General features: G+C 52.0%; 17 protein-coding genes and 1 riboswitch. Of the genes, 3 read left to right on the top strand and 14 right to left on the bottom strand.

All coding sequences use genetic code 11. The annotated features are described in order from the left end of the window. Positions 1 to 4: 4 nt before the first annotated feature. The 7 genes from M3650_RS21870 to M3650_RS21840 all read right to left on the bottom strand — a co-directional run bounded on the left by M3650_RS21870 (position 5) and on the right by M3650_RS21840 (position 10237). Entirely contained in the window at positions 5 to 874 is an 870-nt protein-coding gene (locus M3650_RS21870) for a carbohydrate ABC transporter permease (protein WP_483311779.1), read from the bottom strand. Positions 875 to 1000: 126 nt separating this feature from the next. Continuing rightward, positions 1001 to 2725 carry an extracellular solute-binding protein gene (locus M3650_RS21865; protein ID WP_251577767.1) on the bottom strand — a complete coding sequence of 575 codons (1725 nt, stop codon included), beginning with the start codon at positions 2723 to 2725 and terminating at the stop codon, positions 1001 to 1003. Between the two features lie 71 nt (positions 2726 to 2796). Continuing rightward, positions 2797 to 3768 (bottom strand): ABC transporter permease, encoded by a 972-nt coding sequence (locus M3650_RS21860; protein WP_251577764.1) that lies wholly within the window; start codon positions 3766 to 3768, stop codon positions 2797 to 2799. Positions 3769 to 3801: 33 nt separating this feature from the next. Further along, positions 3802 to 4542 (bottom strand): glycerophosphodiester phosphodiesterase, encoded by a 741-nt coding sequence (locus tag M3650_RS21855; protein ID WP_251577762.1) that lies wholly within the window; start codon positions 4540 to 4542, stop codon positions 3802 to 3804. A 341-nt stretch (positions 4543 to 4883) separates the two neighbouring features. Beyond that, a complete protein-coding gene (locus tag M3650_RS21850) occupies positions 4884 to 5696 on the bottom strand; it encodes a DeoR/GlpR family DNA-binding transcription regulator (RefSeq protein WP_251577760.1) in 813 nt (270 codons plus the stop codon). A 35-nt stretch (positions 5697 to 5731) separates the two neighbouring features. Further along, complete coding sequence (locus M3650_RS21845) at positions 5732 to 5911, bottom strand: hypothetical protein (protein WP_251577759.1); 180 nt, start codon at positions 5909 to 5911, stop codon at positions 5732 to 5734. A 734-nt stretch (positions 5912 to 6645) separates the two neighbouring features. After that, positions 6646 to 6753: riboswitch (SAM riboswitch) on the bottom strand. Between the two features lie 13 nt (positions 6754 to 6766). Then, a complete protein-coding gene (locus tag M3650_RS21840; RefSeq protein WP_251577757.1) occupies positions 6767 to 10237 on the bottom strand; it encodes a DPP IV N-terminal domain-containing protein in 3471 nt (1156 codons plus the stop codon). Between the two features lie 285 nt (positions 10238 to 10522). On the opposite strand from M3650_RS21840, the gene M3650_RS21835 reads away from it, so the two are divergent. The 3 genes from M3650_RS21835 (at position 10523) to M3650_RS21825 (ending at position 13763) form a co-directional block, all read left to right on the top strand. After that, positions 10523 to 11089 carry an RNA polymerase sigma factor gene (locus tag M3650_RS21835; RefSeq protein WP_251577755.1) on the top strand — a complete coding sequence of 189 codons (567 nt, stop codon included), beginning with the start codon at positions 10523 to 10525 and terminating at the stop codon, positions 11087 to 11089. A gap of 130 nt (positions 11090 to 11219) precedes the next feature. Beyond that, a complete protein-coding gene (locus M3650_RS21830; protein WP_251577753.1) occupies positions 11220 to 12704 on the top strand; it encodes a hypothetical protein in 1485 nt (494 codons plus the stop codon). 192 nt (positions 12705 to 12896) lie between these two features. Continuing rightward, positions 12897 to 13763, top strand: a complete 867-nt coding sequence (locus tag M3650_RS21825) for a hypothetical protein (protein ID WP_251577751.1) — start codon at positions 12897 to 12899, stop codon at positions 13761 to 13763. Between the two features lie 795 nt (positions 13764 to 14558). Here the strand turns inward: M3650_RS21825 and M3650_RS21820 are convergent. From M3650_RS21820 to M3650_RS21790, 7 genes are all read right to left on the bottom strand, one after another. After that, positions 14559 to 14999 (bottom strand): OsmC family protein, encoded by a 441-nt coding sequence (locus M3650_RS21820; protein WP_019420903.1) that lies wholly within the window; start codon positions 14997 to 14999, stop codon positions 14559 to 14561. Positions 15000 to 15557: 558 nt separating this feature from the next. Further along, entirely contained in the window at positions 15558 to 16769 is a 1212-nt protein-coding gene (locus M3650_RS21815; protein WP_251577749.1) for a VWA domain-containing protein, read from the bottom strand. A gap of 1 nt (position 16770) precedes the next feature. Further along, positions 16771 to 19146 (bottom strand): DUF5682 family protein, encoded by a 2376-nt coding sequence (locus tag M3650_RS21810; RefSeq protein WP_251577747.1) that lies wholly within the window; start codon positions 19144 to 19146, stop codon positions 16771 to 16773. Then, on the bottom strand, positions 19104 to 20207 hold the full coding sequence (locus M3650_RS21805; RefSeq protein ID WP_251577745.1) for an ATP-binding protein: 1104 nt from the start codon (positions 20205 to 20207) through the stop codon (positions 19104 to 19106). The genes M3650_RS21810 and M3650_RS21805 overlap by 43 nt, the downstream gene beginning before the upstream one ends. A gap of 84 nt (positions 20208 to 20291) precedes the next feature. Continuing rightward, positions 20292 to 22160, bottom strand: coding sequence for a HEAT repeat domain-containing protein (locus tag M3650_RS21800; protein WP_251577743.1), 1869 nt, complete (start codon positions 22158 to 22160; stop codon positions 20292 to 20294). Between the two features lie 12 nt (positions 22161 to 22172). Further along, entirely contained in the window at positions 22173 to 23612 is a 1440-nt protein-coding gene (locus tag M3650_RS21795; RefSeq protein WP_251577741.1) for an SWIM zinc finger family protein, read from the bottom strand. Positions 23613 to 23835: 223 nt separating this feature from the next. After that, positions 23836 to 23988, bottom strand: coding sequence for a hypothetical protein (locus M3650_RS21790; protein WP_251577739.1), 153 nt, complete (start codon positions 23986 to 23988; stop codon positions 23836 to 23838). Positions 23989 to 24213 lie beyond the last annotated feature (225 nt).

Raw genomic sequence — 24213 nt, 5'->3', positions numbered from 1 at the left:
TCTTCTATTCCTTCATCGAGCCGATCATCACGCCCTTGGCAAAATACTTCTGCAAAAACGGATATACGAGAACAATCGGCGTAATGACGATAATGATGGTCGCCATTTTCAGAGATGTGCCGGTAACCTGCATCTTGTCCAGCATCTGCATCTGCAGCGAACCCGCCGAGCTCATGAGCGTCTCGGTCAGCACCTGCTGCTTCGTGAGCATTTCCTGCAGCAGCGTCGACAATGGCTTCAGGTTCGGATCGCGCACATAGAAGGCGCCCGTGAACCAATCATTCCAGTGCCCTACCGCGTTGAACAAAGAGATGGCGGCAATGACGGGCTTGCTCGTAGGCAGAATGACGCGGGTAAATATCCCGATATCGCTGCAGCCGTCGATCCGCGCCGCCTCCTCCAGTCCTTCCGGCATCTGCTGAAAGAACGAGCGCATAATCATCATGTTCCATACACTGTACAGGGCCGGTATGACGTACACCCATATGCTGTTGGTCAGATGAAGCTCCTTCAGCACGATGTAGTAAGGGATGAGCCCGCCGCTGAACAGCATCGTAAAGAACACGAAGAAGGTAAGCTGCTTCTGGCCTGGCAACGTCTTGCTCTTGAGCGCGTAAGCCGCCATCGCCGTCAGCAGCACGCTTAGAAAGGTGCCTAAAATGGTGCGAAATATCGAGATGAAGAAGCCGTTCACGATGTTGGATTGGCTGAACACTTCCTTGAAGTTGTCCAGCGTGAACTCCCGCGGCCAGAAGTAAATGCCGCCCTTGGCCGCGTCCGTCCCCACATTCAACGATAGCGCCAGCACGTTCAATGTTGGCAAAATAATGGACAAGCACAACAATACAAGCAAGCCGTAATTCAGAAACGTCATGAGCCCTCCGAACGTTGCCGGAAGCGGCGCAGCCGTCTTTCTCATCATCGTCCCTCCAATCATTCATGGATAGAGAGCCCCCCACCCAGCGGTGGAAGGCCTCTCCTCTTGCTCGCTTCCTTCCAATTAGAACAGAAGCTTCGTCTTCGGATCTTGCTCCTTCTCTTTCAACAGCTTGATATAATCTTCAAGTCCAGCCGTCTTCAACTGCGCCGCCGCGCTGTCGAGAATTGCTTTCGCTTCGTTCAGGTCCTTCGCATAGTACGCGCGGATTAAGCTTTCCTTGTACTTGTCAAGCGCCATGTTCAACTGAGTTCCTTTGCCGAACTCGCCGATGAATGCCAGTGCGGCATAGCCGTCCTTAATGTTCGCTTGCTGCTTTTTCTCGTCGTAACGCCAATACTGCGCGATTTCCAACGGACCTTTGTTCACATCCGGCTTGGCAGCTTCTCCGTAGCTCGCTTCGCCGAAGTCAGCCAGGTCGTTCAAGTCCGTGCCGCCAAGATACCAGCCCCAATCATTGCCTACACCGGCGAAGCCGAGTTCCTTCGCCTTGACTGGATCCATATCCAACAGATCGAGCACTTCTTGCTTCGGCACCGGATTGCCCTTCGCATCCAAGTCATAGTCGCGGCCTTCCAGCCCATACTTCCAGAGCAGCTTGCCTTCACGGCTCGCCAGGAAGTCGGCCAGCTTCACGATATCTTCCGGATTGTTCGTTGTCTTCGGAATAGACCATGCGCCGTAACCGCCCTTATACGTCAAGTTCATCTGGTATGGGCCGTCCACCGAATTCAACGGTCCGAGCGGAATATACCGGTTGTCCTTGTTCTCGATGACATAGTTATGCATGTCCCCGATTATAGCGAAGGAATCGTTCAGTACGCCCTCTTTCGCCCGATTCTCTTCCATCGAGTAATATTCGGGGTGCATCAGCTTCTCACGGATGAGCTTCTGCACGAATTCAGCGCGCTTCAGACCGTACTCCGTCTGGCTTTCATGCAGAATGACGCCATTCCCGTCCCGCTTGAAGCCTTCACCGTTGAAGCCTGTCCACACCAAGTCGTTATACAGGACATCCCGGTCAATGCCTCCCCATACCGTCGGCCCGATTGGATAAATATCTTTGCCGTTCTTGTCCTTGAAGTTACCGTCCTTAATCTTCTTGGCCAATTCATAGAGCTGCTCCGACGTCGTGATAGAACGTGGATCTACGCCGAGCGAATCGGCAATATCCTTGCGGATATAGGGACCCGGTACGTACTTCCGGACCTCATATCCTCCCTCACGCGGGATATTCAGATGAATCGTATAGGCCGATCCATTGAATTCCGGCCGGAATAGCACGCCGTATTTTGTATCAAGCGGCAAATAGTCGTCTTCTGTGTATTTCTTGTATATGTTCGTGTCCTTCAGGAAAGGCGCCAAATCATGGAACATGTCCTCGCGAGCCGCCTTGTTCACAAGCTCCATCTCCGGACGTCCGCTATGGTTCAGATAGTATCCGATGAAGTCCGGCAAGTCGCCAGCGGCCAGTCCTGCCGCCAGCGCTTTCTTCGACCCGTCATGTCCGACCGCCTGCAATTCCAGTTCGATCCCGGTCATTTCTTTCAATTTCTTGGCAATGTCCGGGTTCATACCTTCGGTAACATCGCTGCCCATGAAGATAAGACCCTTAATCTTGCGATCGGCTATCCACGTAGAAGGCTTCCCTGCGGCTGCTTCCTTCTCTGTGCCGGCCTCCTTCGCCGAACTTGGTTCGCTAGACCCGCCGCATGCCGTCAACAGGATGGAAAATACAATCGTCAGTGCCGTCAATTTGGACCAAAGATGCGTTCGATTCAATGTCATTTCTACTCCCTCTCCTCTGGGTTGAATATATGAATAGCTAATGGAATGAGACTTGCATCCATCCCCTCGGCTTACCACAACGATGATTGGAACCATTTCTTGGCCACCTGGTTCACAGTCAGCACGAGAATCAAGCCGATGACGCCCTGCATCATGCCAATCGCCGTACCAAAGCCGAATTGGCCGCTCTCCAATCCCATATAGATGATGTAAGTATCCAATATTTCCGAGACATTCATATTCCCCGGTGTCTTAAGCAGATAGATCTGGTCGAACCCGGCGGATAAGATATTTCCCAACGACAAGATGAACAGCACGATAATCGTCGGCCGGATTCCAGGCAATGTAATGTGCCAGATCTGGCGCCACTTGTTCGCGCCATCCATCTTCGCCGCTTCGTATAGCGCAGGATTGATGCCCACGATTGCCGCGTAGTAGATAATTGAGCTCCACCCGACATCCTTCCATATATAGCTCCAGAACATGGTCGGATAGAAGGCGCTCTCTTCCATCAGGAAGAAGGTGCTGCCATCACCGCCCAGCCATGAGATTACCTGGTTGACGAGCCCTGTATCCGGCGCCAGAATGCGCTGTAACATCCCGACGACGATGACCCATGAGAAGAAGTGGGGCAAATAAGCGATGCCTTGGAACAGATTCCTCAGTCTGGAGTTCCTGACCTCGTTGAACATCAACGCCAATACAATCGGGAAAGGCAAGGCCAGAAACACCTTCATGGCGCTGATGATAAGCGTGTTCCGAATAAGCTGGATGCTCTGTGGATCCTGAAAGAACATTTCAAAGTAGGTCAGCCCAATCCACGGGCTGCCGAATATTCCCTTGTTGAATTGATAATCCTTAAAGGCAAGCACAAGCCCGGCCATGGGAATGTAAGAGAATATAACGAAGAACACGATACAGGGAAGCAGCAGCAGGTACAGCTGATAATGGCGCCCCATCCTTCTCCATAACCGCGACCGTTCGCTGGCGCGTCCGAGCCCGCTTAGCTCCGCCGCATTTATGACGGATGTGTTCCGCTCCATGTCTCTTGCACCTCCCTCACGGAAATGATCTGTTTATGCCTCATGCTGTTCGTCCACCTTCCTTAACCGCATCAGTTGTTCCGGCATCATAGTCGTGATGCTGTCTACTCTCATATCCATCAAGCTGCGCATCATCACAGCCTCATCTACCGTATATACCGATACCATCAGGTCAAGGGAATGAGCGCATTCGACGAATGCCGGACTGCACATCGAATAATGAAGATTGACGCCGCTGTAGCCTTGCTGATTGGCTTCCTCGCATACGCGCCGGATAAAGGCCTCGTCTGTCCCTGCATCCTCATCCGTCGATTCCGGGGCATTCAGCAGCAGCGATATCCCCTCCGTATCGATCTGAATTCCTTCCGTGCAGCCTGTGACATACACGAGCCGTTCAGCATGGAGCGCCTTGACGAGCCGGAGTGTCGGATTGACGCTCTCTGCATTCTTGATATCCAGGTTCAGCTTCATTCCGCGCCGCTTCGCCTCTTCAATGACATCTGCGAGCAATATCAGCCCATGCTCGCGGTGCGGCGGTCCGAGTCTTGCTCTGGCCGGCATGCGATTCAACTGCCGGGCGTCATATAGCTCAAGCAGGAGCGAATGATCATGAAGGAGAACGGGCTCCTCCTTGCAAGTGATGCGGATATCCAGTTCAGCGATATCCGCCCTCATGGCCACCACTTCCATGAATGACGCCCACGTATTGGCGGGCGCTTCGCCACAGCCAGTATGAGCGGTGACAAGCGGGCGTTCCTCTCTGTTCAACAACATGCTCACCTCGATTATGATTAGCCGCCGCTGATGAATGCGGACTGCTGATTAGCTTTAATGTGCTTTTGATTGCAACGTTTGCTGTTGATTAGCTTTGATGCTGCTCTTGCCGTAACGTTTGCTGTACGTTCCTTTTGTTTCTTTTCTGTTGTTGTGATATGTATACTATAATTAATGAATGTTTTCGTGATATGAACGGGATATTAACGTTTTTTTAAGCCCGATTGGACGTATTTTGAATCGCCATGACAGGTTGTAAGGAGCTGATTGGCAGTCCTGTATCAACAAGAATGTGGTTTGTTGTGGCATTTTCTACCTGAGAACAATAAAAAGAACCGGATTTAAGTCCGGTTCTTCGTCTCCACCATGCAATTGGCAACAATCCATGTAATAGCTTTGATTTCCAACTTTTGCGTCCATGACGGCGGATGCGCTTGATCACATACGATAACGTCGATCTTTTCCAGCGGTGCAATATGGCAGAAGGCCTGTATGCCGATCTTGCTGTGATCGGCAAGAACAATTACTTCCTTCGCGTTCGACGTAACCATTCTAGAGATGACGGAGTCATTCATGTCATAGTCGCTAATTCCCGTCATGATCGACATCCCGCCTACCGAGATGAACGCCTTGTCTACATAGAAATTACCCAGCATTTCCTGACATAGATGTCCGCTGACAGACTGCTGCTCGGGCGAGATCTCACCCCCTAGTATGATGACTCTTCCGCTGAATAGGCCTTGGGATAATGACTCCCGCAGCAGACTGGCCACCGTCAAGGAATTGGTTATGACCGTTATCCGTTTCTTCCCCTTCAGGGCCCGGGCCAATTCATGTATCGTCGTCCCCGTATCCATATATACAGTGTTGCCGTCCTGAATCAGCTCCGCCGCCCGCCAGCCGATCGCTTGCTTGGCTTCATGGTTGAGGATTTGCCGCTGCTGATACGGTGGCTCGCCCTCATCATACTGCACCTTGACAGCTCCGCCGTATACACGCCGCAACTTCCCCTCTTCCTCCAGAACAGCGAGATCGCGGCGAATCGTTTCATTGGAGACATGCAGCTGCTCGGCCAACGAGATGACGCGCACCTTGCCGCCCGCATCTAGCTGCTCCATAATGTGCCGCTTGCGTTCTTCCGCTAAGAGAGACATCGACATCACTTCCTCATTTCCATCATGGAATCATCCTATTCGAGATTAAAGCGCTCTTGAAATTGAAACGGAAGCTGAAAGCAATCATACGGCCCAGTCAAAATTTGAAAGTCCGGATAGGCGGGCGCCGCGCATTCGGCTAGGCGCTCCACCCATGGCGAGAAGGTCCGGAACGAGATCCGGTTCGCCCGCTCGTCGAATTCGGCCAGTCTCATCCAGCCGTTGACGCTGCGGGATCTGCATCATGCGTTCATGCTGCATCGCATGCCACCATCACTCTCAATATCTGCCTTGCCGTCCAACCGTGTCTTGTCCATGAAACATGCTCTTGCTTCCGGCCAGTTGTTCACCCGCACAACCCCCGTCTCCCGAACATATACCACTCCACATGTGTTGCCGCCGTATCGGCCATCACTTCATCCATATCGATTGCGATGCGTTCCACAGCGATTCCCTCTTATAACTGTCATAAAAACAAACAACAAATCAAATAAACATTAAAGAAACAACCGGATACCACAATCATAGAAGGAATATGTTTTCATCAGTTTAATCCGCTGTAAAAGTATTGTAAAAACGAGGATAATCAACGCGAATACCCGAACGAATATCATTCGTTCGGGTATAGGAAACATCCGTCATGCCAACGAACGACCGTATGTGTCTCCCTACTGTACTCCTGTTCGAGATTTCTCGTTCGCGCAATGGCGCGTTTAGACTGACGGTGAATCGCATCATCCGCCCCTTTGCTCCATTCTCCCCTTCCATCAGAAAGTGGAATTCTCAATGGCCACTCTGGTTAACTGCCATTATACTCGGCCGCTTCATTCCATGGTATACGAGGCGGCATAGGCCTAATCCTCGATGTTATCTATCCTTCCTGACTGTATGGGAGAATGGACATAAGAGCCTTTACACGGAAGCCCGACAATATATTCTCGGTTATGCCGATTTATCTCTCAAAATAATAAACCTTCCATAAAAATCAGCACCGTGTACTCTACTGATAAGGTTGCCGGACGTCATAGGTCCTTCCCTCAGTCACTCTTGATCAGGTCAAGAGATTACATCTAACATCGAACCTTGCCCCGCGCCAGCTCCACTTCCGGGTATTTGCCCGCTCCGCCACCGGGGAACAAGGACGACGGTTTGCCCTTTATATAGTGATCGAAGAAGTCGAGCGCAAAGTTATGAATAACCGCGTGTGTGCGGCGAGCCGCAAGGGCTGCGGCCGAATCATCCGCTGTCACGGCCAGCGTAAAATCAGTGAAGCTCATATGGTTCGCGGATTTGAACTTGAGCGAATAGTGTCCGTTGGCGACGACGTGATCATGACGCCCGAAAATTATAGTTAATTCCTTCACAGCTTCTTCTCTGCTTATTCCGAGCTTCTCATACTCCTTAATGAGAGTCTCTAAATTGTCTCGTGAGAACGCCTTCCCGTCATACATGTACAAGAACGGGCGGTTCAAGCCAGCAGCCGGGATCGGATGACCGTAGAAGGCGCCGTCCATATTCAGCCCTGCCTTGAGCCTTGGGTCCTGCATAATCGCTTGCGCCGCTGTCGCCCCGCCGAAGGAATGGCCAAGTATGCCGATGCGGCTCGTATCGATTCTGCCGGCAAAACGGTCGGCATCGTGTCGGGCGAGCCCCTCCAGCCGATCGAGAATGAAGCGGACATCCCGTGCCCATACGTCGGCCGCTAACTTGTTCATGACCTTTGTTCCTTGGCTGCCCATATCCTTGAACTTCGCAATTCTGCCATCCGGAAACACCGTAATGGAGCAGTTATACGTGTGATTGATGCCCAACACGATATACCCTCGGCTCACCAACTGTTCCACCAGGAAGGTGGATGAATTGGCGAGCGCGCCGAAGCCATGCGAATAGATGAGGACGGGATATTTCCGTTTGCCATTGGCCAGCGGCGCATCGAGCACGGAATTCGTCAAGATAGCGCCGAGCTGGATCGCCAAATGTAAAGGAAGCTGCAAACTTCTATTGAGCGCTCCGGCATACAGAGCAGGGTCCGGAAAATAAGGCTGCCGCTCGCCGCACATCTCTTCGTCTGCCGGATACCATATTTGCACCATCAGCTCGCGCTTGTCGCCAGGCCTCTCCGTCAGCGTCTCCTCACGGGTACCATCGACCCAATGATAGGAGACTGTTCCTACCTTATAAGGACCTGCCGGCTCTTGAAAGTCCAAATCGGTCTGATCATCAGCACCGCTCTTAATCCGATACTCCTTAGGCGGCTCGACACCTAGCAAATGCTGCACGAAGTAGTCCCATTTGCGCCGGATGAAGTACGGATTCCTGTCGATGCTATGGCCGACGTTCGGCATGACGAGCAGGTCGAAGTCCTTGTTGGCGTGAATAAGCGCGTCGACGAGCCGCAGCGTCTGTGCCGGATGAACGTTGTCGTCCATATCCCCGTGGGCGAGCAGCAGCTTGCCCTTCAGATTGCCGGCCAGCTGCGCGTTGTCTTGTGTGGCATAGCGCTCGGGATGCTCGGGATCGACCAAGCCCTGGAAGCGCTCGCCCCACATTGAAATGTAGGTGAGTTGGTTGTGATTGCCGGCCGCAGAGACGGCCACTTTGTACACGTCGGAGTGCTGCAGCATGGCCCGGGCTGAGCCGTAACCGCCCCCGGATACACCCCAGATGCCGACACGATCCTGATCGATGAACGGATATCGCTCCGCCAACTGCCGGATCGCCCCGGCGTGATCCAGCAATCCGGCCGCTTCCTCCAGCTTGCCGTCCGATACGTCATGGAACGCTTTGGAGCGGAACGGGGTGCCCATGCCGTCCATTATGATCGTGACAAATCCCAGTTGGGCTAACGATTGAGCGCCTCCGGAGAAGTCGACCCCCAGCAGGGCTGCGTCCCAGATGAACGATTTCGGCGTGTTGAGAAGCTGCGGGCCGCCATAGAAATAGTCGATTAGCGGGTAGGGTTGCTCTGGGTCAAAAGAGGCAGGCCGCACTAAAATGCCATACAGATCGGTGACGCCGTCACGCGCCTTGACGGTAAACCTCTCTGGTATTTGGTAGCCCTCTTCCAGCAGCAGCTCGATGTCGGCTTGCTCCAGCTCCCTTACGATGCCCCCATCTTCCTCACACAGGACGGACACAGGCGGCTGATCGACCCGCGAGTACGTATCGATGAAATAACGGAGATCCGGCGCGAACGCGATTTTATGGTCCGCATCTTCCGGCGTCAGCAAGTTCAAGCACGTCCCGTCCAGACGAATACGGTACAGGTGCTGGTAATACGGATCGCGTCCGGTCTCGCGTCCTCCGGCCGTAAAATAAATCCAACCTTTACACTCGTCGACAGCGACCAGACGTCTTACGTTCCATTCGCCTGACGTGAGCTGGCGGACAAGCTGCCCCGTAACGCTGTCGAACAGGTACAGATGGGCCCGGCCATCACGTTCGGATAGCCAGAGGACGGTATCATCCTGCAGCAGTTGGAAATTGGGCTTCACGCGGATATGAATATCCAGATTGCCGAAGTGATACAAGTCGATAAATAAAAACGTGTCGCTCCGTTCCTCAACCGCTGTGCGGGCCGCCCCCGTCTCCGCATCCGCCACGAGCAGCTTGGCGGAACGGTGGTCGCGCGCCATGTCCATATAGTACGCCTGCTTGCCGTTCAGGCTCCATGCCGCTTGGGGCGCGAGTTGGCTGAATAGGGTGTTGTTGCCCATCGTCATACGCGGGGCATCTACTTTAATGGATTCCTGCCGATCGATGTCACAGATGACGATGTCAGCCTGCGCCACATGCTCGTCACCAGGGGAAGCATAGCGTTGGGTATGGAGGACAGGCCGCTGATCTTGCTCATTCGCTGGCACGTTCTGCACTAGGTGCAGTTCACGTATCAAACGTTGGTCAAGCCGCTGCGTCAACAGCTTCTTCGAATCCGGTGACCATAAAGCGGCCGGAGGAAGCTGAACGTTGCCTCTTGCTATCTTGTTCGAGACTTCTGGCTCGGAGGCATAATCGTAGTACGCTTCCCCATCATTCGTCAGCTGCCGGACTTCCCCCGTCTCCATATGACGAATATACAAGTTGTATTTCTCTGTATAAGCCGCCCATTGCCCATCGGGTGACAGCAGCTCGTGCATGGCTGGCTTCAGCAGCGGCTTCATCTTCGCACACTGATAGCTGCACAGATCACACTCCCACCGTTCGCCCGCCGCTTCGAATCGGATAACGTTCTCATCTTCATGGAATTCCAATTCATCAATCGGAAGATGATACGGAGTCACCCTCTTATAGAGCACAGCGCTCAAGGAGGAGGCCAGCCGTTCGTGATCGAAGACTGGCTTGGATGTGCCGTTCGCCGGGTTCACGACTATAAATTCAGTGCCTTTCTCTGTGCCGAGCCGCACATCGCGGCGGTACCAGAACCGATTCGTGCCGCCTATCCATTGGGGCACGACACGTCCGTTGAATACATGCTTCATCCAATGCGTATACAATAACTGCTCGGCACGTTCATACTGCTCGCGGGGCATCACTTTGTTCATTCCACTACCACTCCTTGCTTATATTGGATCAGATTACATATCGATCATAAGGAGGAAATATGAACGGAGTGTGAATGATTGGAATCATATGGGATGGCGTATGATTGTGTATTTCTCGTGAATTAAAGCAATTATTTGTCACAATATGGAATATATAGGTTATACTGAATTCACATCTATGCACCTTGCCTGCAGCGGGCGTCCTTGTCGGCAGCCAGGTTCATCTTACATGGAACAAGTCGTCGCCCCTTTCCTATTAAAAGAGAAGAATGGGGGTAACCGTATATGGGACAGTGGCTGTACTTGCTGCAGAGAAATGTGATGAACGCCGATACCGATGCGCAGGAGCTGGTCTATCATTCGTTCCGCGAACTCGTATACCGTGATATTTATAAGTTGCTGCGAGATCACGGGTTAACTGAGGATGTCATTCAGGAATCATTTATCAAAGCGATAGCAAAGGGTCCAGAGGTAAGACACGCTCCCGTCATGAGAACGTGGATTAGGCGCGTCGCCCGCAATACAGCACTGGATGTCATTCGGAAAAACCGCAAGCATCGCCAGATGATAACCACAGAATTTTTCCATAATCCAGCTATCTCCATCCTCCTTCCCGACACCGAACCTAGCATTGCCAATCTTGTTGAAGATAAATTCAGAGACAACCTGCTGTATCAATCCATTCGCGAATTGAAATCTGACTATCAAATGCTGCTGCTCCTGCATTATTTCGAAGAGAAGTCTTACAAAGAGATGTCTCAAGAGCTCCATCTGTCCGAACAAGTGATTAGCCAGCGGCTGGCAAGAGCGCGCAAGAAGCTGCGGCAGCAATTTATGAGGAAATGGAGCTAACCGTCATTTGATGTCGGATTGAATGAAATATTGTCCGTTAGATTGTAGCGCGTGGATACGTCGTATATAGTGAGACCGCTTAAGTTGTGGTTAAGAGCTGTCTCCATTATGACGAGAGGGGTACATATTGATGAAAAAGAAGATGTCCATCTTAACCATTTTGAGCCTCGTCTTGCTGCTTGTCTTTCAGGTCAGCGCATTCGCGGCCGACGGCAGCACCCTCAACACCGGGCCGGATATGACGGCGGACCAGGCACACGTCACGACTGACACCGTTCGCGTCTTGCACGCAGAGGAAGAGATCATTGACCAGCTGACGAAGGCAGGTCCTGCCGCCGGCATTGAGTACGCAGAACGGCATACCGTCACGTCTCCCGTTAATTTGCATGATGCCGCTGCCTTGCAAGCCAACCTCCCCGATTCGCTGCGGGCGTTGGCCCAGTCTTCAAGCGCGACGGTAACAACCGCCACCTATTCGGGTGTCATTCCGAAGGAAGGCGAGGCAGTTCATCTGTATCCTATCTATGTGAAGCCGGGCGATATTTTGCAAGTACAGCTGGATCCGCCGCTGTCGCAACAGCTTAATTATGACTTGTACTTGTATGAATTCGATATGACGACCGGGAATCTGATCACGACTCCTATCGATTACTCCGTATACGGAACGTACTTCAACCAGTACACGGACGGAATGCGGACGTTGTCAGAGAATGTAGGCACGAAGAATGCTACATCGGCCGATAAAGCGTACCTGATCGAGGTTCACGCCAAGCAGGGCGGCAGCATTAACGATCCGTTCTACGTCACGCTTGCGACAAGCACAGACTATGACGCATTCGAGACTGACGAGAATGCCTTCCACGCTTATAGCTTCACGGTAGCCCCGGGCGGTTCATCGCTGAACAGCCGTTCCATCAGTTCTCCAATCGATAATGACTGGTATGTCATTACAGTGCCGGAGAACCGCAATTATGACGTCATGAACTTCTCCTTGGACAGCGCTTCTGCAGCCAAGGGATATAAGGTGGAAGTGTACGGAGTGTTAGCTGACAACCAGATGAAGCTGCTGTCGACAACGGACAACAATGTGCCGCTCGGAACAGGCAGCTACTACGTCCGCGTCTATACGACCGGCCAATATGACACAACCAATTACACCTTGTCGATTAAACCAGTGCTGCGCGCGGACAAAATTGTCATTAACGGATATAACTCCGGTGGCGGCCCGAATGACTATCCGTCCTACCGGTATGGCCGCTATTTCCGAATTATCAACAATACGCTCACTGTCAATGGCGTAGTTGCTACCTCAGACAATTATGCCGTAGCCAACGCGAAAGTAGACGTCATCTGGTTGAATGAAAACTGGACGGAAGGAAGCGGCAACCGCACCCGAACCGGATCCGTCTATACGAACAACAGCGGACAGTTCTCTGTAACGCTCAGTCTTCCGTCTTCGACGGCAAGCATTAGCGAGTTTTTGCCGGGAGCGATTAACTTTACACATTACTACGATTTGAGCGGAGTAGTGGCCAAAGTCGCCGATCGCCCGCATGTGAGCGCAACGGATATTCTCTATCATTTTGCTTATAGCCTGTACGGAGGAAGAGGATAATATCGTCCCCCCATACCATGTGCGCATTCTGCTTTACGCGCGCATGGTATATTTTTTTACTGTTTTGGATCATTTGAGTAAAAGAAATTGAAATATTGGTCGATATAGTAAATATCATCCTGAATATAGAAAATACGACCATCATGATGCGGCCCGAAAAATCTCGAATTCATCACACCGAGGAGGTATCACATGAAAGTCAATAGCAGCACAACACTTGATCCGAAGCTATACAACCTGAGTGAGCAAGGGCAGGTCAACAAACAGCCGAAGATGGAAACGGGAACGATTCCCGGCTTGAAGCACGATACGGTTGATATTAGTCCGACGGGACGCCAATTGGCGGTCGGCGCGATTGAACATCATGTGGCGACGTACTATGGCAATGCCGAGATTAACGATTCCCTGAACCGGATTCTAGATGGCAAATCCCCTGAGGTAAGGACAGCCGTGTATACAATCATCCAGTCCAATCTCGTCCCCGATGGCACCGTGTCGGACAATAAAGAACGGGCAGCATTGCTGGAGCTTGGTCTGACTCAGGCGAAGTATATCGCGGACAACTATTTCAAGGATGGCGAAGCTGCCGAAATGCTGAACACAATGAATAAGATCGCCGCAATGACCCATAAGGAAACTATCAATCCTGTTGCAGGCAACGCAGCCTACATCCCCCCTTCCCAGAAGCCGCAAGGCGCACCCGATGACTATGTGAACATCACCGATTTGATGAAAAGGTTCGAGCCGGAGAGCCACGGCCAGCTGCAGGAAGCGATCGTGAACGGCGGTGACTGGTCTGGTATTCTGATGAAATTCGCGCACAAAATACCACAGAACAAGGAGTGGCTGGACACCTATCGCCAAGAAGCATCCCAGCCTATGAAAGAGGCACCCGCTGCGAGAATAGACAGCCGCTTTGACGGCGCGAATACCGCGGCCATGGCCGCATTTGTGAAGGACCTTCAGAGCATGATTCAGAAAGCGCAGTTGGCCAATACGGACTTTCTGAGCAGAAACATCGATTATTTCGCCCACGTGCTCGGGTATAGAGCTTCATAAGGTACGGTTGGGCCGCCTACATTCAAGCCGTGGTTCCTATTCGAAATGGGCCACGGCTCGGCTTTCGTCGCTTGGCTTCATAGAGGAGGTAAGTTGGTGAGTATCGTTTGGGAAAACATCGTATTTGTACTGTTGCTTTCTATTGTTCTTCTGGCAGCAGCTGCAGGAGCGGTATATCTCATCATGAAACGGTTGAACAAATATTAATAAGCTATCGGTCCGCCCTCTTCCTGACGTATTCGGGCGAATCGAGAAAATCGGCGGACGTGCAGTGGCACGTTTCAGACTGACGGTAATTCGTATCAATCTCCCCTTTGCTTCATTCTCCCCTTCCATCAGAAAGCGGCACGCCCAATGACCACTTTAGTTAACTGACATTATAACCAGGTGCTTCATGCTATGGTATAAGAACCGGCATCTGCCTTATTCTCGACGTTACCCTCCTGACTGTACGGGAGAATGGACATAAGAGCTATTTCAAGGAAGCCCGACAACATATTTTCGCAAAAAGAGTGGGGGAGCTGCCATTCTGAATGATGGGGAGAGTGGAGCAAGGGAGGAAACAGGCATGCCTTTTCTAGGAAGGGGAAAATGACTATATTCGCTTTATCTTCACAGAATTAAACATTCTTTAAGAATAAAAAGACACTTGCCGTTTAAGCAAGTGACTTATTCATTATCAGCAGCTATCCTATTTTTATACCATAGGCTGAATGCTAGAAGAAGCAGTTCATGTTCCATGCGCCTGATATGCAGAAGTACCGTTCCCTATATGCCTGGGTACTGGTATGAAGCTTATTCAAGGATAATTTTGTTCAAGACAAGATTAACTGGATTAATGATTGTATCACCTACAGGACATGTGCGCTCAATGAATTGCACGAATTCCTCAGCCTGTTCGCGCGAGGCATTGGATTTCATGTGAATGTTATATCGAATGTCGGAGTAGCCTCGGCGCACATCGGATTTATTCATGAAGCCGTCTGTATCAAGGTCCCCCTCAACCTCAACCCAAAATTCCTCTAAACGAATTTTAAATTTAGGAGCATATACTCTAGCTACGATAGCTTGGCAAGCACCCAAGGCGCACAGCACCAATTCAACCGGATTCATCCCTGTATCGGTACCGCCTAAATATTTTGGCTCGTCAACCGTGATCTCGAAATTTCTGGACTTTGCCTTTACAACCATTCCTTTTTGCAAGTGTGCAGTTGCTTTAAATGTCTCAAGTGGCATGTTTGGTCCTCTTTTCTTCGAAGTAGTGTGGAGTATAGTATTCATAGAAATATGATTCTATCTTACCATAATTCCACAAATCTCTGTATGACATTTCCAACAAATAAGGCAAACGGCTTATTGAGATTTTTAAATTGTGTCTGTGGATGATTGGGGGTTAAAACGATTGCCATATTGCAGCTAATACTTTTTATTAACTCTTTATTCGATGCTGTAATGTCGTCTGGATAATTAAAAGAAAACGGTGTTCCACTTCAAAAATAAGAGAAGCTGCCGCAAACATATCGATTTAAATTTCAATATCCAAACGAACATCCCCTTTCCTTGCAGGTTACGCCAGCTGATACTTCTATTATTCGTATATTTCATTACTATTCAAGCGAATTTCAGTAAGTGGTTGTTTCTCAGAGATAACTGGTTACATACACTCCATCAATTTGAATGAATCCTGCTCCGATATTATAAATCCATAGCGAAATAGGGGGCATCATCTGCCCCCTTCCTGTTCTTCAATATGATGAACTCCGCATGAGTCAAGTCTTCCAAATCGTACTATACCTATTTCATTCCCACTCGCTTCGCCAAGTCGAACAGATCAAGCCCTTTTAACGCGCCTTCCACTAACTCAGGCAGCAAGGCAGGCGTACACGCAAAGCAAGGGGTTCCATCCCGCGATAGAACCTTCGCAAGGTTCTCGTCGTAGAACGGCTGACCTTGATCGGACAGCGCAAGCAAGCACATCGTTCTGACTCCCGCTTCCCGCAGCTCGCGCATACGGCGGATTAGTGCCCCTCGATTACCGCCCTCATATAGATCAGATACGATAATAAATAACGTCTTCTTCGGTTCTTCGATGAACTGCTCGCAATAGGCAACCGATTTGTTAATATCCGTGCCGCCGCCAAGCTGAATCCCGAACAGCATATCGACAGGATCGTTCGCGCATTGCTCCGTCAGATCGACGACTTCCGTATCGAACACGACCACGCGGGTGTTCAGCGACGGGATGCTGGCGAAAATAGATCCTATAACCGAAGCCCAGATGACTGAATCCGCCATCGATCCACTCTGATCGATATCCACGATAACCGTCCATTCTTTGCTCCGCTGCGCGCGATCGAAGAAGTAGAATTTCTCCGGAATGATCTGGCGCCGCTCCGCATCGTAATGCTTCAAGTTGCGCTGAATGGTCCGCTTCCAATCGATCCCGCTCACAGACGGAAGCGGTGAATGCTGCCTGCGATTCAACGCCCCGGTTACGGCTCGGCGAATATCATTCTCCAGCAGCTTCACGAGGTCATCGACGACCGCCTGCACGAGCATGCGGGCGGTATCTTTTGTTTTTTCCGGAATTTTCCCTTTCAAGGACAGGAGCGTGCCGACAAGTTGAATATCCGGCTTTACTGTAGCCAGTACTTCCGGCTCGAACAGCAGCTGCTTCCACCCTTTGCGTTCCATCGCATCGTTCTGAATGATAGAGACGACATCATCCGGGAAAAAGGTGCGCACATCTCCCAGCCATTTCGATAGACGCGGTGCCGACTTGCCTAGTCCTGCCCCTCTGCCGCTCGCCGCAGAACCGCTGATGTTGCCATCCGTTCCCTCGCTTGTATCGTCATATATTTCGGCAAGCGCTTGATCCATAATCAGCTCTTCCTCGGTCAAGTCAATTCCTCCACTGGCGCAACAGCTTGCCAGCTGTTGTTCAGCAGATTGACCGAGAATAAGCCGCCAACGTGAGACTACACTTGCTTCCACAGGTGCACTCATGTCAAAAATCCTCAAAATCAAAATCATTCAATTCGTCGATCATCTTCACTTCGTCCTCCTTCAATTCTCCAGCCAGCATCTCCTCCGCTTGCTCGGTATGCACGCCCCATAATTCGCCAAGCAGCTCGGCGATCATCGTCTTCTCGCGGGGAGCGAACGAACTGAAGGCACGCCGCAAAAAGACGAGCGCACGCACAAATTCATCGTCCTCGAGAGAAACGATATAGTCGTTCAGCTGCTCCCATAGGCTCATCCGCGACAGCAGCGCATACCGATTGCGGAGCGACAGCCCTTCGAACCAGCCTGCGCCGAGGTCGGCGGGAATGCCTGGAGAGAGGCGCCGCGATACTTCTTCCGCACATTGCTGCGCAGACATCGCGTTGCGTTCCATCAATATCGCGCAGGCAAAGCCGGAAAGCCGCGGATTGCGGTCATCCCGCTCCGCCAGATGCAGCAGCTCTTGCAGCCATAGCTGTTCATCGACCTGTTCACTATGGTCCAAAGCTATGCCGTTCAGTTCATTCATCGCCGTAATCATCGCATGGGCCGCTTCATCGTTGCAGCCGCTTGCATCCAGCAGGAACAGACAGGCACGCATGAACAACTGCTCCAGCAACGGCAGGAGCGGCGCCGTATCGATCCGCCTGATGTCGCCATAGCTTATAATCGTCGACAGCTCCCGTGCCGCCGCGGCTATCTGCACGACATCGCGGCTATCGACGGCCAGCCGCTGCAGCGTCTGGCGCGCCGCTTCCATCTGCGCCAGCATTCCGCATTCACAGGCGATGCGGATTAACTTGGAGGCTTCGGCAATCGTGCCGCATCCTTCAAGCTTTTGCTGCAGCACATAAGCTGTGGCGATTTCGACCGTCTCGCCCAGCAGCGTTGACTCCACAACCTCGATTTCCACTTCCGGCGACCATTGGATGACCCAATGCTCTGCCCAGGTTGCTCGCTCTTGTCCGCTCGGTCTCGCCTTCGCCAGCGTGATGCCGAGCAGTGTTAACCGATGGAATAGCAAGGAACGGTTCAAATCGAGAAATGCTGTTTCTTCAGACTTTACACGCCGATTCTCACGCAGGTCCAACGATAGATCGGTTGCGACCGCCGTCTTGTATTTCTCAAGCTTCAGCTGCTTCAGCAATCGATTCAAGTCGTCTTGAATCGGCGTCTGGCTGACACCGTCCGCAAGCGCCCCGATAGCCGTCCCCACATCCGTCCGCGCCAGCGCTTCGGCTATGGCGGCCAGGTCGCCGCGTCCCAGCAAGGTTTGCGCCGCATCCCGCAGATCGCGCAAGGTCGGCGCGCTGCCATCGTGCAAGGCAGCCAGTGACTCGGCCAGTCGAACCGCTTCGATCACCTCGGCTGTCGAACGATGAGTGCCCGAATCCCGCATTAAGCGAGCAAGGGTCGATAAATAGTATTTCGGCAGCTCATCCAGCGTGCCGTTCACCATTCGCTCCCACATCATTTCATAATAGTTGGGCGCATTATTGCCTGCTCCATAGCCAGACATCGAGGACAGCTTGTAATAAGAGTACGGCATGAGCGTCAGCTTCGTGCTGCGCGATGGCAGCCCTTCCAGCTCCTCATCCGTCATCGCTGATGTCAGATCAACGAGCGCTGCCGCATGATAAGCCCCGCAGACGACAACGATTTTGTCCGGTTCGTGGCCAGATGCGATCGTCTCCTGAATTTTCCGCCGCATATAGGCTTCTCTTACCGCGTTATAAGCGTACTCGGTGCGTTCATAACGCCTCTCCTTCTCCTCGGATAGCTCCCGCATCTGCGTGGAGAAGGCAATAATCGCTTCTTGATACGCACCGGCATTCAGGTTGTGCTCGTAATTCCGCTCCCAATACATGTCATAATCGTGCTCTCCGGCAAGCTCGGCAATACGGCTGTAGATGGAACGCTCTCCACGCGTCTCCTCCAATGGCCGTTCCGGTGAAGCTGGACTGCCTTCCTCTTCCTCAGCGCCCGTATTCATCCGTACGTCCTGCAAAGCAAGCGCCGCGGACGAAGGCAGATCGATAAATGCAGCCATCGCTCCATTCTCTTCCGCCCACTTCATCGCTTGGTATTCCGGAGAATAAGCAGCGAAAGGCCACAGCACAGTACGCACAGGCAAATCATCTGTAAATGCCAGTACCGCAACCGGCGGCTTCGTCACCCGATTCGTCAGATGGCGAATTTCCGGCGTAGCGTCGGCAGGACCTTCAATAAGAACCGCAGTCGGCTGGATATCATGAAGAAAGTCCAGCAGATGCTTCGCGCCGCCGGGAGAAAGATGCCGCACCCCAAAAATATGCACAGCCGCAGCAGCAGTCGCACTCACTCGTTCATCTCCCTGCAAGCCGTATACAAGCCGCGCCATTCCGCCCCGCGCTTCTTCATCACATTGTCGAGATATTCCTTCCAGACGAGCTTATCTTTGACGTCATCCTTCACGATCGCCTCTTGCAAGCCTGCAGCCAGATCTTCATCGGTCAGCTCTCCGCTGCCGAAGCTAGCGGCCAGTGCCATACTGTTCGTCAACAGCGAGATCGCTTCCGCGGTCGAAATGACACCTGCAGGCGATTTTACCTTCTCCTTCTTGTCGATCGTCATCCCGTTACGCAGCTCGCGGAATATGGTGACAACCTTGAGCAGCGCCTCATCCGCAGGAACAGCAGCCTGCAAATCGTAGGCCGAAGCAATCTCTTGAACCCGCTTCTTCACAATTTCGACCTCGGTATCCATATCAGATGGGGTAGGCAATACAATGATATTGAACCGCCGCTTCAATGCGGCCGACATTTCATTCACGCCGCGATCCCTTGTATTGGCCGTGGCGATAATAGAGAACCCTTTGCGGGCGCTCACTTCCTTGCCGAGCTCAGGCACCGATATGGTCTTCTCGGACAGTATCGAGATGAGCGCATCCTGAACCTCGGACGCACACCGGGATATTTCCTCGAAACGCGCGATCCCCCCCGCTTCCATCGCCCGCATAATCGGGCTTTGCACCAACGCTTCCGGTGTCGGCCCATTCGCCAGCAGCATCGCATAGTTCCAGGAGTAGCGCACATGCTCCTCGCTCGTTCCAGCCGTTCCTTGAACGACGAGTCCGGAATGGCCATATATCGCTGCCGACAGATTTTCAGACAGCCATGATTTGGCGGTGCCCGGCTCCCCGATTAGCAAGAGCGCCCGATCCGTCACTAAGGTCGCGATCGCCATCTCGACCAGTCTTTTATTGCCGATATATTTAGGCGTAATGACGGTTTTCCCCGCTTTGCCGCCGGTAATGAACGTGAGTACCGACTGCGGCGACATTTGCCAGCCTGCCGGAATCTTTCCTTTATCCGCCTTGCGAAGCGCTGCTAATTCTTCCTCGTACAATCGCTCCGCCGGCAGTCGCATCATATCTTGCAGCTGTTCTTGGCTAGTGGTCATCTGCTCATCTCCTTTAAGGTGTATCGCACGCTCTATCGTTCTGATTATCGTGTTGTATGTCCTGCTCCTGCTCTGTAGGATAGGCTATACAGGCTTCGACGTGTTCGCCGCGCTTTCAGCAGCCTGCATCGTCTCCACTACATATCGGAGCTGTTCGCCAGCGGTATATTTGAACTTCGGCAATACAGCCGCCAAGCGGTCGCAGTACGCCGAAGGAAGCTGATATAGCTGCTCCAGCACGTGGCCTTCGAATACGTAGCAATTGGTATTCCGTTTATCTTCCAGCGCTGTCACAAGCGCTTCCCAGCGAACGTCATCACTGACTCCCGCGCGTTCCAACCCGCTTAGTAGCATCCCTGCAAAAGCATTGCGGAACTCCGGATTGCTTTCTAATTTACCAATCATGAACTGCTTGGCAGCCACATGTCCGGGATGCGCGAATGCGCACACAAGCTCAAGCGCATTCTGCTCGATCAACCAATCCAACCAGCGATGGTCCCACTGTGCCGCAAGCTGTTCCAGCGGAAGCATCACAACCGTGGAAAGCGGTACGGTCTCATTGGGAATGCTCCACAATATCGGATAAGGTCTATACTCGCGCGACATGACTTTCTGTTCTATAGACGAGAGCAGCTGCTTCTTCCGCTTAGCCAGATCCCTGTTCGTCTGCAGCTTCCATTTGTTGCGCATCGACTCGACGTATCGTTCATATAGCTGCGTTGGAGAGAGCAAGCGGAACGACGAGCGGAACGAATGCGGCATATAACGGACATTGTGCTGTTCCAACTCATGCAGCAGCGCCAATGCTGCTTCTGTATCCGTTTGTTCCAAATAGTAAGCGGCGGCGTCAAAAAGCTCCAGCCACCCCAATGAGACAAAAAATGAATAATGGTTCGTTACATGTACAAATACGTCATAGAGCGCTTCACTCCGCTTTCCGTCCAATGCCGTAAGGAAGTGTTGGATCTTCGTCCATAAGGCTTCTATTTTCTTCTTGTCTTCCTTTTCCTTCACCTCAGAAGCTTGCTTCAGTTCAAGGCCCAAGTCCCGCACCAATCTTTCGGTGAGCTCACCCGAATGGCACTTGAACGATGCCTCTGCCGCCAACTCTATATCTTTACTGGAAAAGGCTTCATACAGCCGATCGACCGCACGCGCCGATCCGCCTGTAGCCAAGGCATGATAAGCAGCCTCGCGTATCGCCTTCTTCTTATCCTTCGTCCAGCCTAGCAGCGCTTCTTCATATTGCTCACGGCCTGCCAACAGTTCAATTGCCGTCACCCGCACATCGTCCGAACCGGATTCCGCGGTCTGGTAAATCAGATCGGCCACTTCTTCTCCGCCCACTTGTCCGATAACGCGCAGCTTTCTCGTTTCCAGCTTGCCGCCGGAAGGATTGAACACTTCGATAAGATGGGGAACGATCTGCATTCCATAAGAAGGCAGTATGTGTGTCACCGCATACTCAGCGATATCGACATATGGATCGTTCAGTGCCGCGATGGCGTGCTTCAGCAAGCGGAGATCTTGGAACATCCCTGCTTCGAACGCTTGCACGATCACCTCGTAGCGGCCGCTCCCGGTAGTCGTCAATGCCTCTTGAACCGCTGCCAGCTTACGATACGACAGCTTCGTGGACAAGGAGTTCGGGCGGCTCTTCACAGCCGTCAGCTCCCCCTCTGGCGAAATGGTTCCTTGTGTGCGAAGCACCGAGCTTAGCAGCAGGCCCAGATCCTGCAACGTCTCCGCCGAAGTCTGCGTCTGTTGAGCGGATGGCTCTATTAGAGCGGCAATCCCTTCTCCCAACCGTTTAAATACGGGCGCCCGTTCCCCGAGCTGCTGGAATTGGGGCAAGAGACGCTTCAAGCGAAAATCTCCGGCTGCCAGCTCGCTTCCTGCAATATAAAGCCGTCTCACTTCTTGATGAAGCTCTTGCAGCAATGCTGTACTCATCGCCGATCCCCCTTAATATAAGAGGCGGATCATGTCCGCACCCTTAATGATAGTCAATGGTTGTGCGACGAGCCGCCCGCTATCGAGACCGTGCTCGAACATAACCAGCATCGTCGTGTCCGTCAAGCTTGCGGCAGGAACGTGCGGCAGCAGCGGCACCGTCGCATGACCGAACGTGAACACATCGTCCAGCGCCAGATGCTGTCCCGCAGCATCGGTAATGGCGAATTGGCCTTGTTCTGTCTGCCGAACCTCTGCCACATGAAGCAGCATCACTGGGTTCTTGTCGCCGAGCGGGTTTTTCAGCTGGTTCTTCACCTGCTTCACGACATCGGCATAGGAACGATGGGCCATCGTTGAAATAGGTTCCAGATCATGCTGCTCCAGCGGCCGCGAGGTCATTTCTTCCCAACGCACTCTTCGGTTCATATCACCGGGATAGCGGTATAGCGACTTCACATGCGCGACATCGAAGAAGCTGTCGTCCTCTCGCATATGCTTGGCTGCCCTGTAAGGCCGATATTGAACCGTTCGATGGATTTCCCCGGTTGCTCGCTCCAGCCAATAGCCCTGATCGACATATTCTTGTCTGGCCTGATCGTCATAGCTCAAAAAGGCGAGCTGAATCAATTCGACCTGTTCCGCCATCAGGCCGCAATCCTTCAGCTCCGCCAGCTGCCAAGCGTGACCTAGCCATTCTTCTATCGTCGATTCATGGTCCAAGGCCAAGTCTGGATCAGCGAGCTTCGCCGTTAAATGAGCGCGCCCTTTCTTAATAAACGCATGAATCAGTGTTAATTGCTCGACGGCATATGTATAGATCGCTTCCCGATCATCCGCATTGGAGAGCAACAAGGCTAATCGACGCAATTCCGTCTGCGCCCCGGTCAAATAATAGTTGCCCATCTGCTTCACATGATCCTGGATCGTCTTTAACACTTTTTTATCGATCGTGGCCAACCCTCCGCGAATCAGCGACAAGGTCAGCTTCTCCAGCAGCTCCAAGCCCTCAAGCTGAGCCTGGATTTTTTTCTTCAACGCCGTTTTATTCACTTTTTTCGGCTTGGTCTCTGCACCTTCAGCGGCTTGCTGCGATTTCTTCTCTTCCCGCTTCTCCGCCTTCTCCCGCTTTGCAGTGATATCCTCAGGCACAGCAGCGGTGAGGAACGTCTCCCCTCCAATATAGGCATACAACAAACCAAGCGCGTGCTTGCATGGCAATTGCCGGCTTGGGCATGAACAGCGCAGCACCGGCTTCTCCGGGTGGATAAAATCTGCTGAGCATTGATAGTTAGACTTGCCGCTGCCGGAACACTCCCCGAATAGAAGCGCATCATCCTCCGAGCGGTTCAACTGCACGAAGCTGCGTTTTTTAACAAGCCCTTGCGCATTCTTAATGGCCGAGCTGTTCGGTGCCAGTGAATCAACATATGATTCTGTTATTTCGATCACGCGACCTTCCCTCCTATCTCTCCTGCTTTTCTCTCATATTTTCATGTGAAATCTAACACTATAGTAAAATGATACCTAAACCAATATTCATATCACACCATCTAAAGTCCTATTTCAAAGCCACGACTACATGAGCATCGCACTTCGAGAGTGAATGCAAGATTCGATGTCGAATCACCTCCTGAATGGCTTCGTGATCAAAAGGGGGCTTTTTGATCTTCCTCTATAACCATTGTCCAAAATAATCTTGGACCGCCTGCTTCGAATACCCATCCACCCCCCGCCAATTCACAATGGCGCAAAAGTCGTTCTTCCCGCCTCTTCCAGGCCTGTCTTCCTCTGCGGTCAAAATTCTGGCATACGCCATTATTTCCATCAGAAAATCTCGCTCACTCTTATTGGACGGCAAAATGCCATTCAGCCTTTTCTCCAGCTGACGTGCGGCATCGGCAGGAGCACAGCTTGTAATGGCAGCTATATAAGTTGAACAAAAGAATTAGAGGATTATGGTAAGGAATTTCAACCCTGCATGTCGAATAAAGAAGGAAATAGAAGAAGATAGGCAGGAAAAGAACATGGAAAACACAACGAAGCTTGAAGA

Source organism: Paenibacillus sp. MER TA 81-3 (assembly GCF_023713585.1).
GTDB classification, from domain to species: domain Bacteria; phylum Bacillota; class Bacilli; order Paenibacillales; family Paenibacillaceae; genus Paenibacillus_B; species Paenibacillus_B profundus.
This window is presented reverse-complemented; position numbering and strand designations above follow the sequence as displayed.

Excerpts from the sequence above, each read along its gene's own strand:
- M3650_RS21870 (WP_483311779.1), bottom strand. The coding sequence starts at position 874 with ATGACGTTTCTGAATTACGGCTTGCTTGTATTGTTGTGCTTGTCCATT.
- M3650_RS21865 (WP_251577767.1), bottom strand. The coding sequence starts at position 2,725 with ATGACATTGAATCGAACGCATCTTTGGTCCAAATTGACGGCACTGACG.
- M3650_RS21860 (WP_251577764.1), bottom strand. The coding sequence starts at position 3,768 with ATGGAGCGGAACACATCCGTCATAAATGCGGCGGAGCTAAGCGGGCTC.
- M3650_RS21855 (WP_251577762.1), bottom strand. The coding sequence starts at position 4,542 with ATGTTGTTGAACAGAGAGGAACGCCCGCTTGTCACCGCTCATACTGGC.
- M3650_RS21850 (WP_251577760.1), bottom strand. The coding sequence starts at position 5,696 with ATGTCTCTCTTAGCGGAAGAACGCAAGCGGCACATTATGGAGCAGCTA.
- M3650_RS21845 (WP_251577759.1), bottom strand. The coding sequence starts at position 5,911 with ATGAGACTGGCCGAATTCGACGAGCGGGCGAACCGGATCTCGTTCCGG.
- M3650_RS21840 (WP_251577757.1), bottom strand. The coding sequence starts at position 10,237 with ATGAACAAAGTGATGCCCCGCGAGCAGTATGAACGTGCCGAGCAGTTA.
- M3650_RS21835 (WP_251577755.1), top strand. The coding sequence starts at position 10,523 with ATGGGACAGTGGCTGTACTTGCTGCAGAGAAATGTGATGAACGCCGAT.
- M3650_RS21830 (WP_251577753.1), top strand. The coding sequence starts at position 11,220 with ATGAAAAAGAAGATGTCCATCTTAACCATTTTGAGCCTCGTCTTGCTG.
- M3650_RS21825 (WP_251577751.1), top strand. The coding sequence starts at position 12,897 with ATGAAAGTCAATAGCAGCACAACACTTGATCCGAAGCTATACAACCTG.
- M3650_RS21820 (WP_019420903.1), bottom strand. The coding sequence starts at position 14,999 with ATGCCACTTGAGACATTTAAAGCAACTGCACACTTGCAAAAAGGAATG.
- M3650_RS21815 (WP_251577749.1), bottom strand. The coding sequence starts at position 16,769 with ATGAGTGCACCTGTGGAAGCAAGTGTAGTCTCACGTTGGCGGCTTATT.
- M3650_RS21810 (WP_251577747.1), bottom strand. The coding sequence starts at position 19,146 with ATGGCGCGGCTTGTATACGGCTTGCAGGGAGATGAACGAGTGAGTGCG.
- M3650_RS21805 (WP_251577745.1), bottom strand. The coding sequence starts at position 20,207 with ATGACCACTAGCCAAGAACAGCTGCAAGATATGATGCGACTGCCGGCG.
- M3650_RS21800 (WP_251577743.1), bottom strand. The coding sequence starts at position 22,160 with ATGAGTACAGCATTGCTGCAAGAGCTTCATCAAGAAGTGAGACGGCTT.
- M3650_RS21790 (WP_251577739.1), bottom strand. The coding sequence starts at position 23,988 with ATGGAAATAATGGCGTATGCCAGAATTTTGACCGCAGAGGAAGACAGG.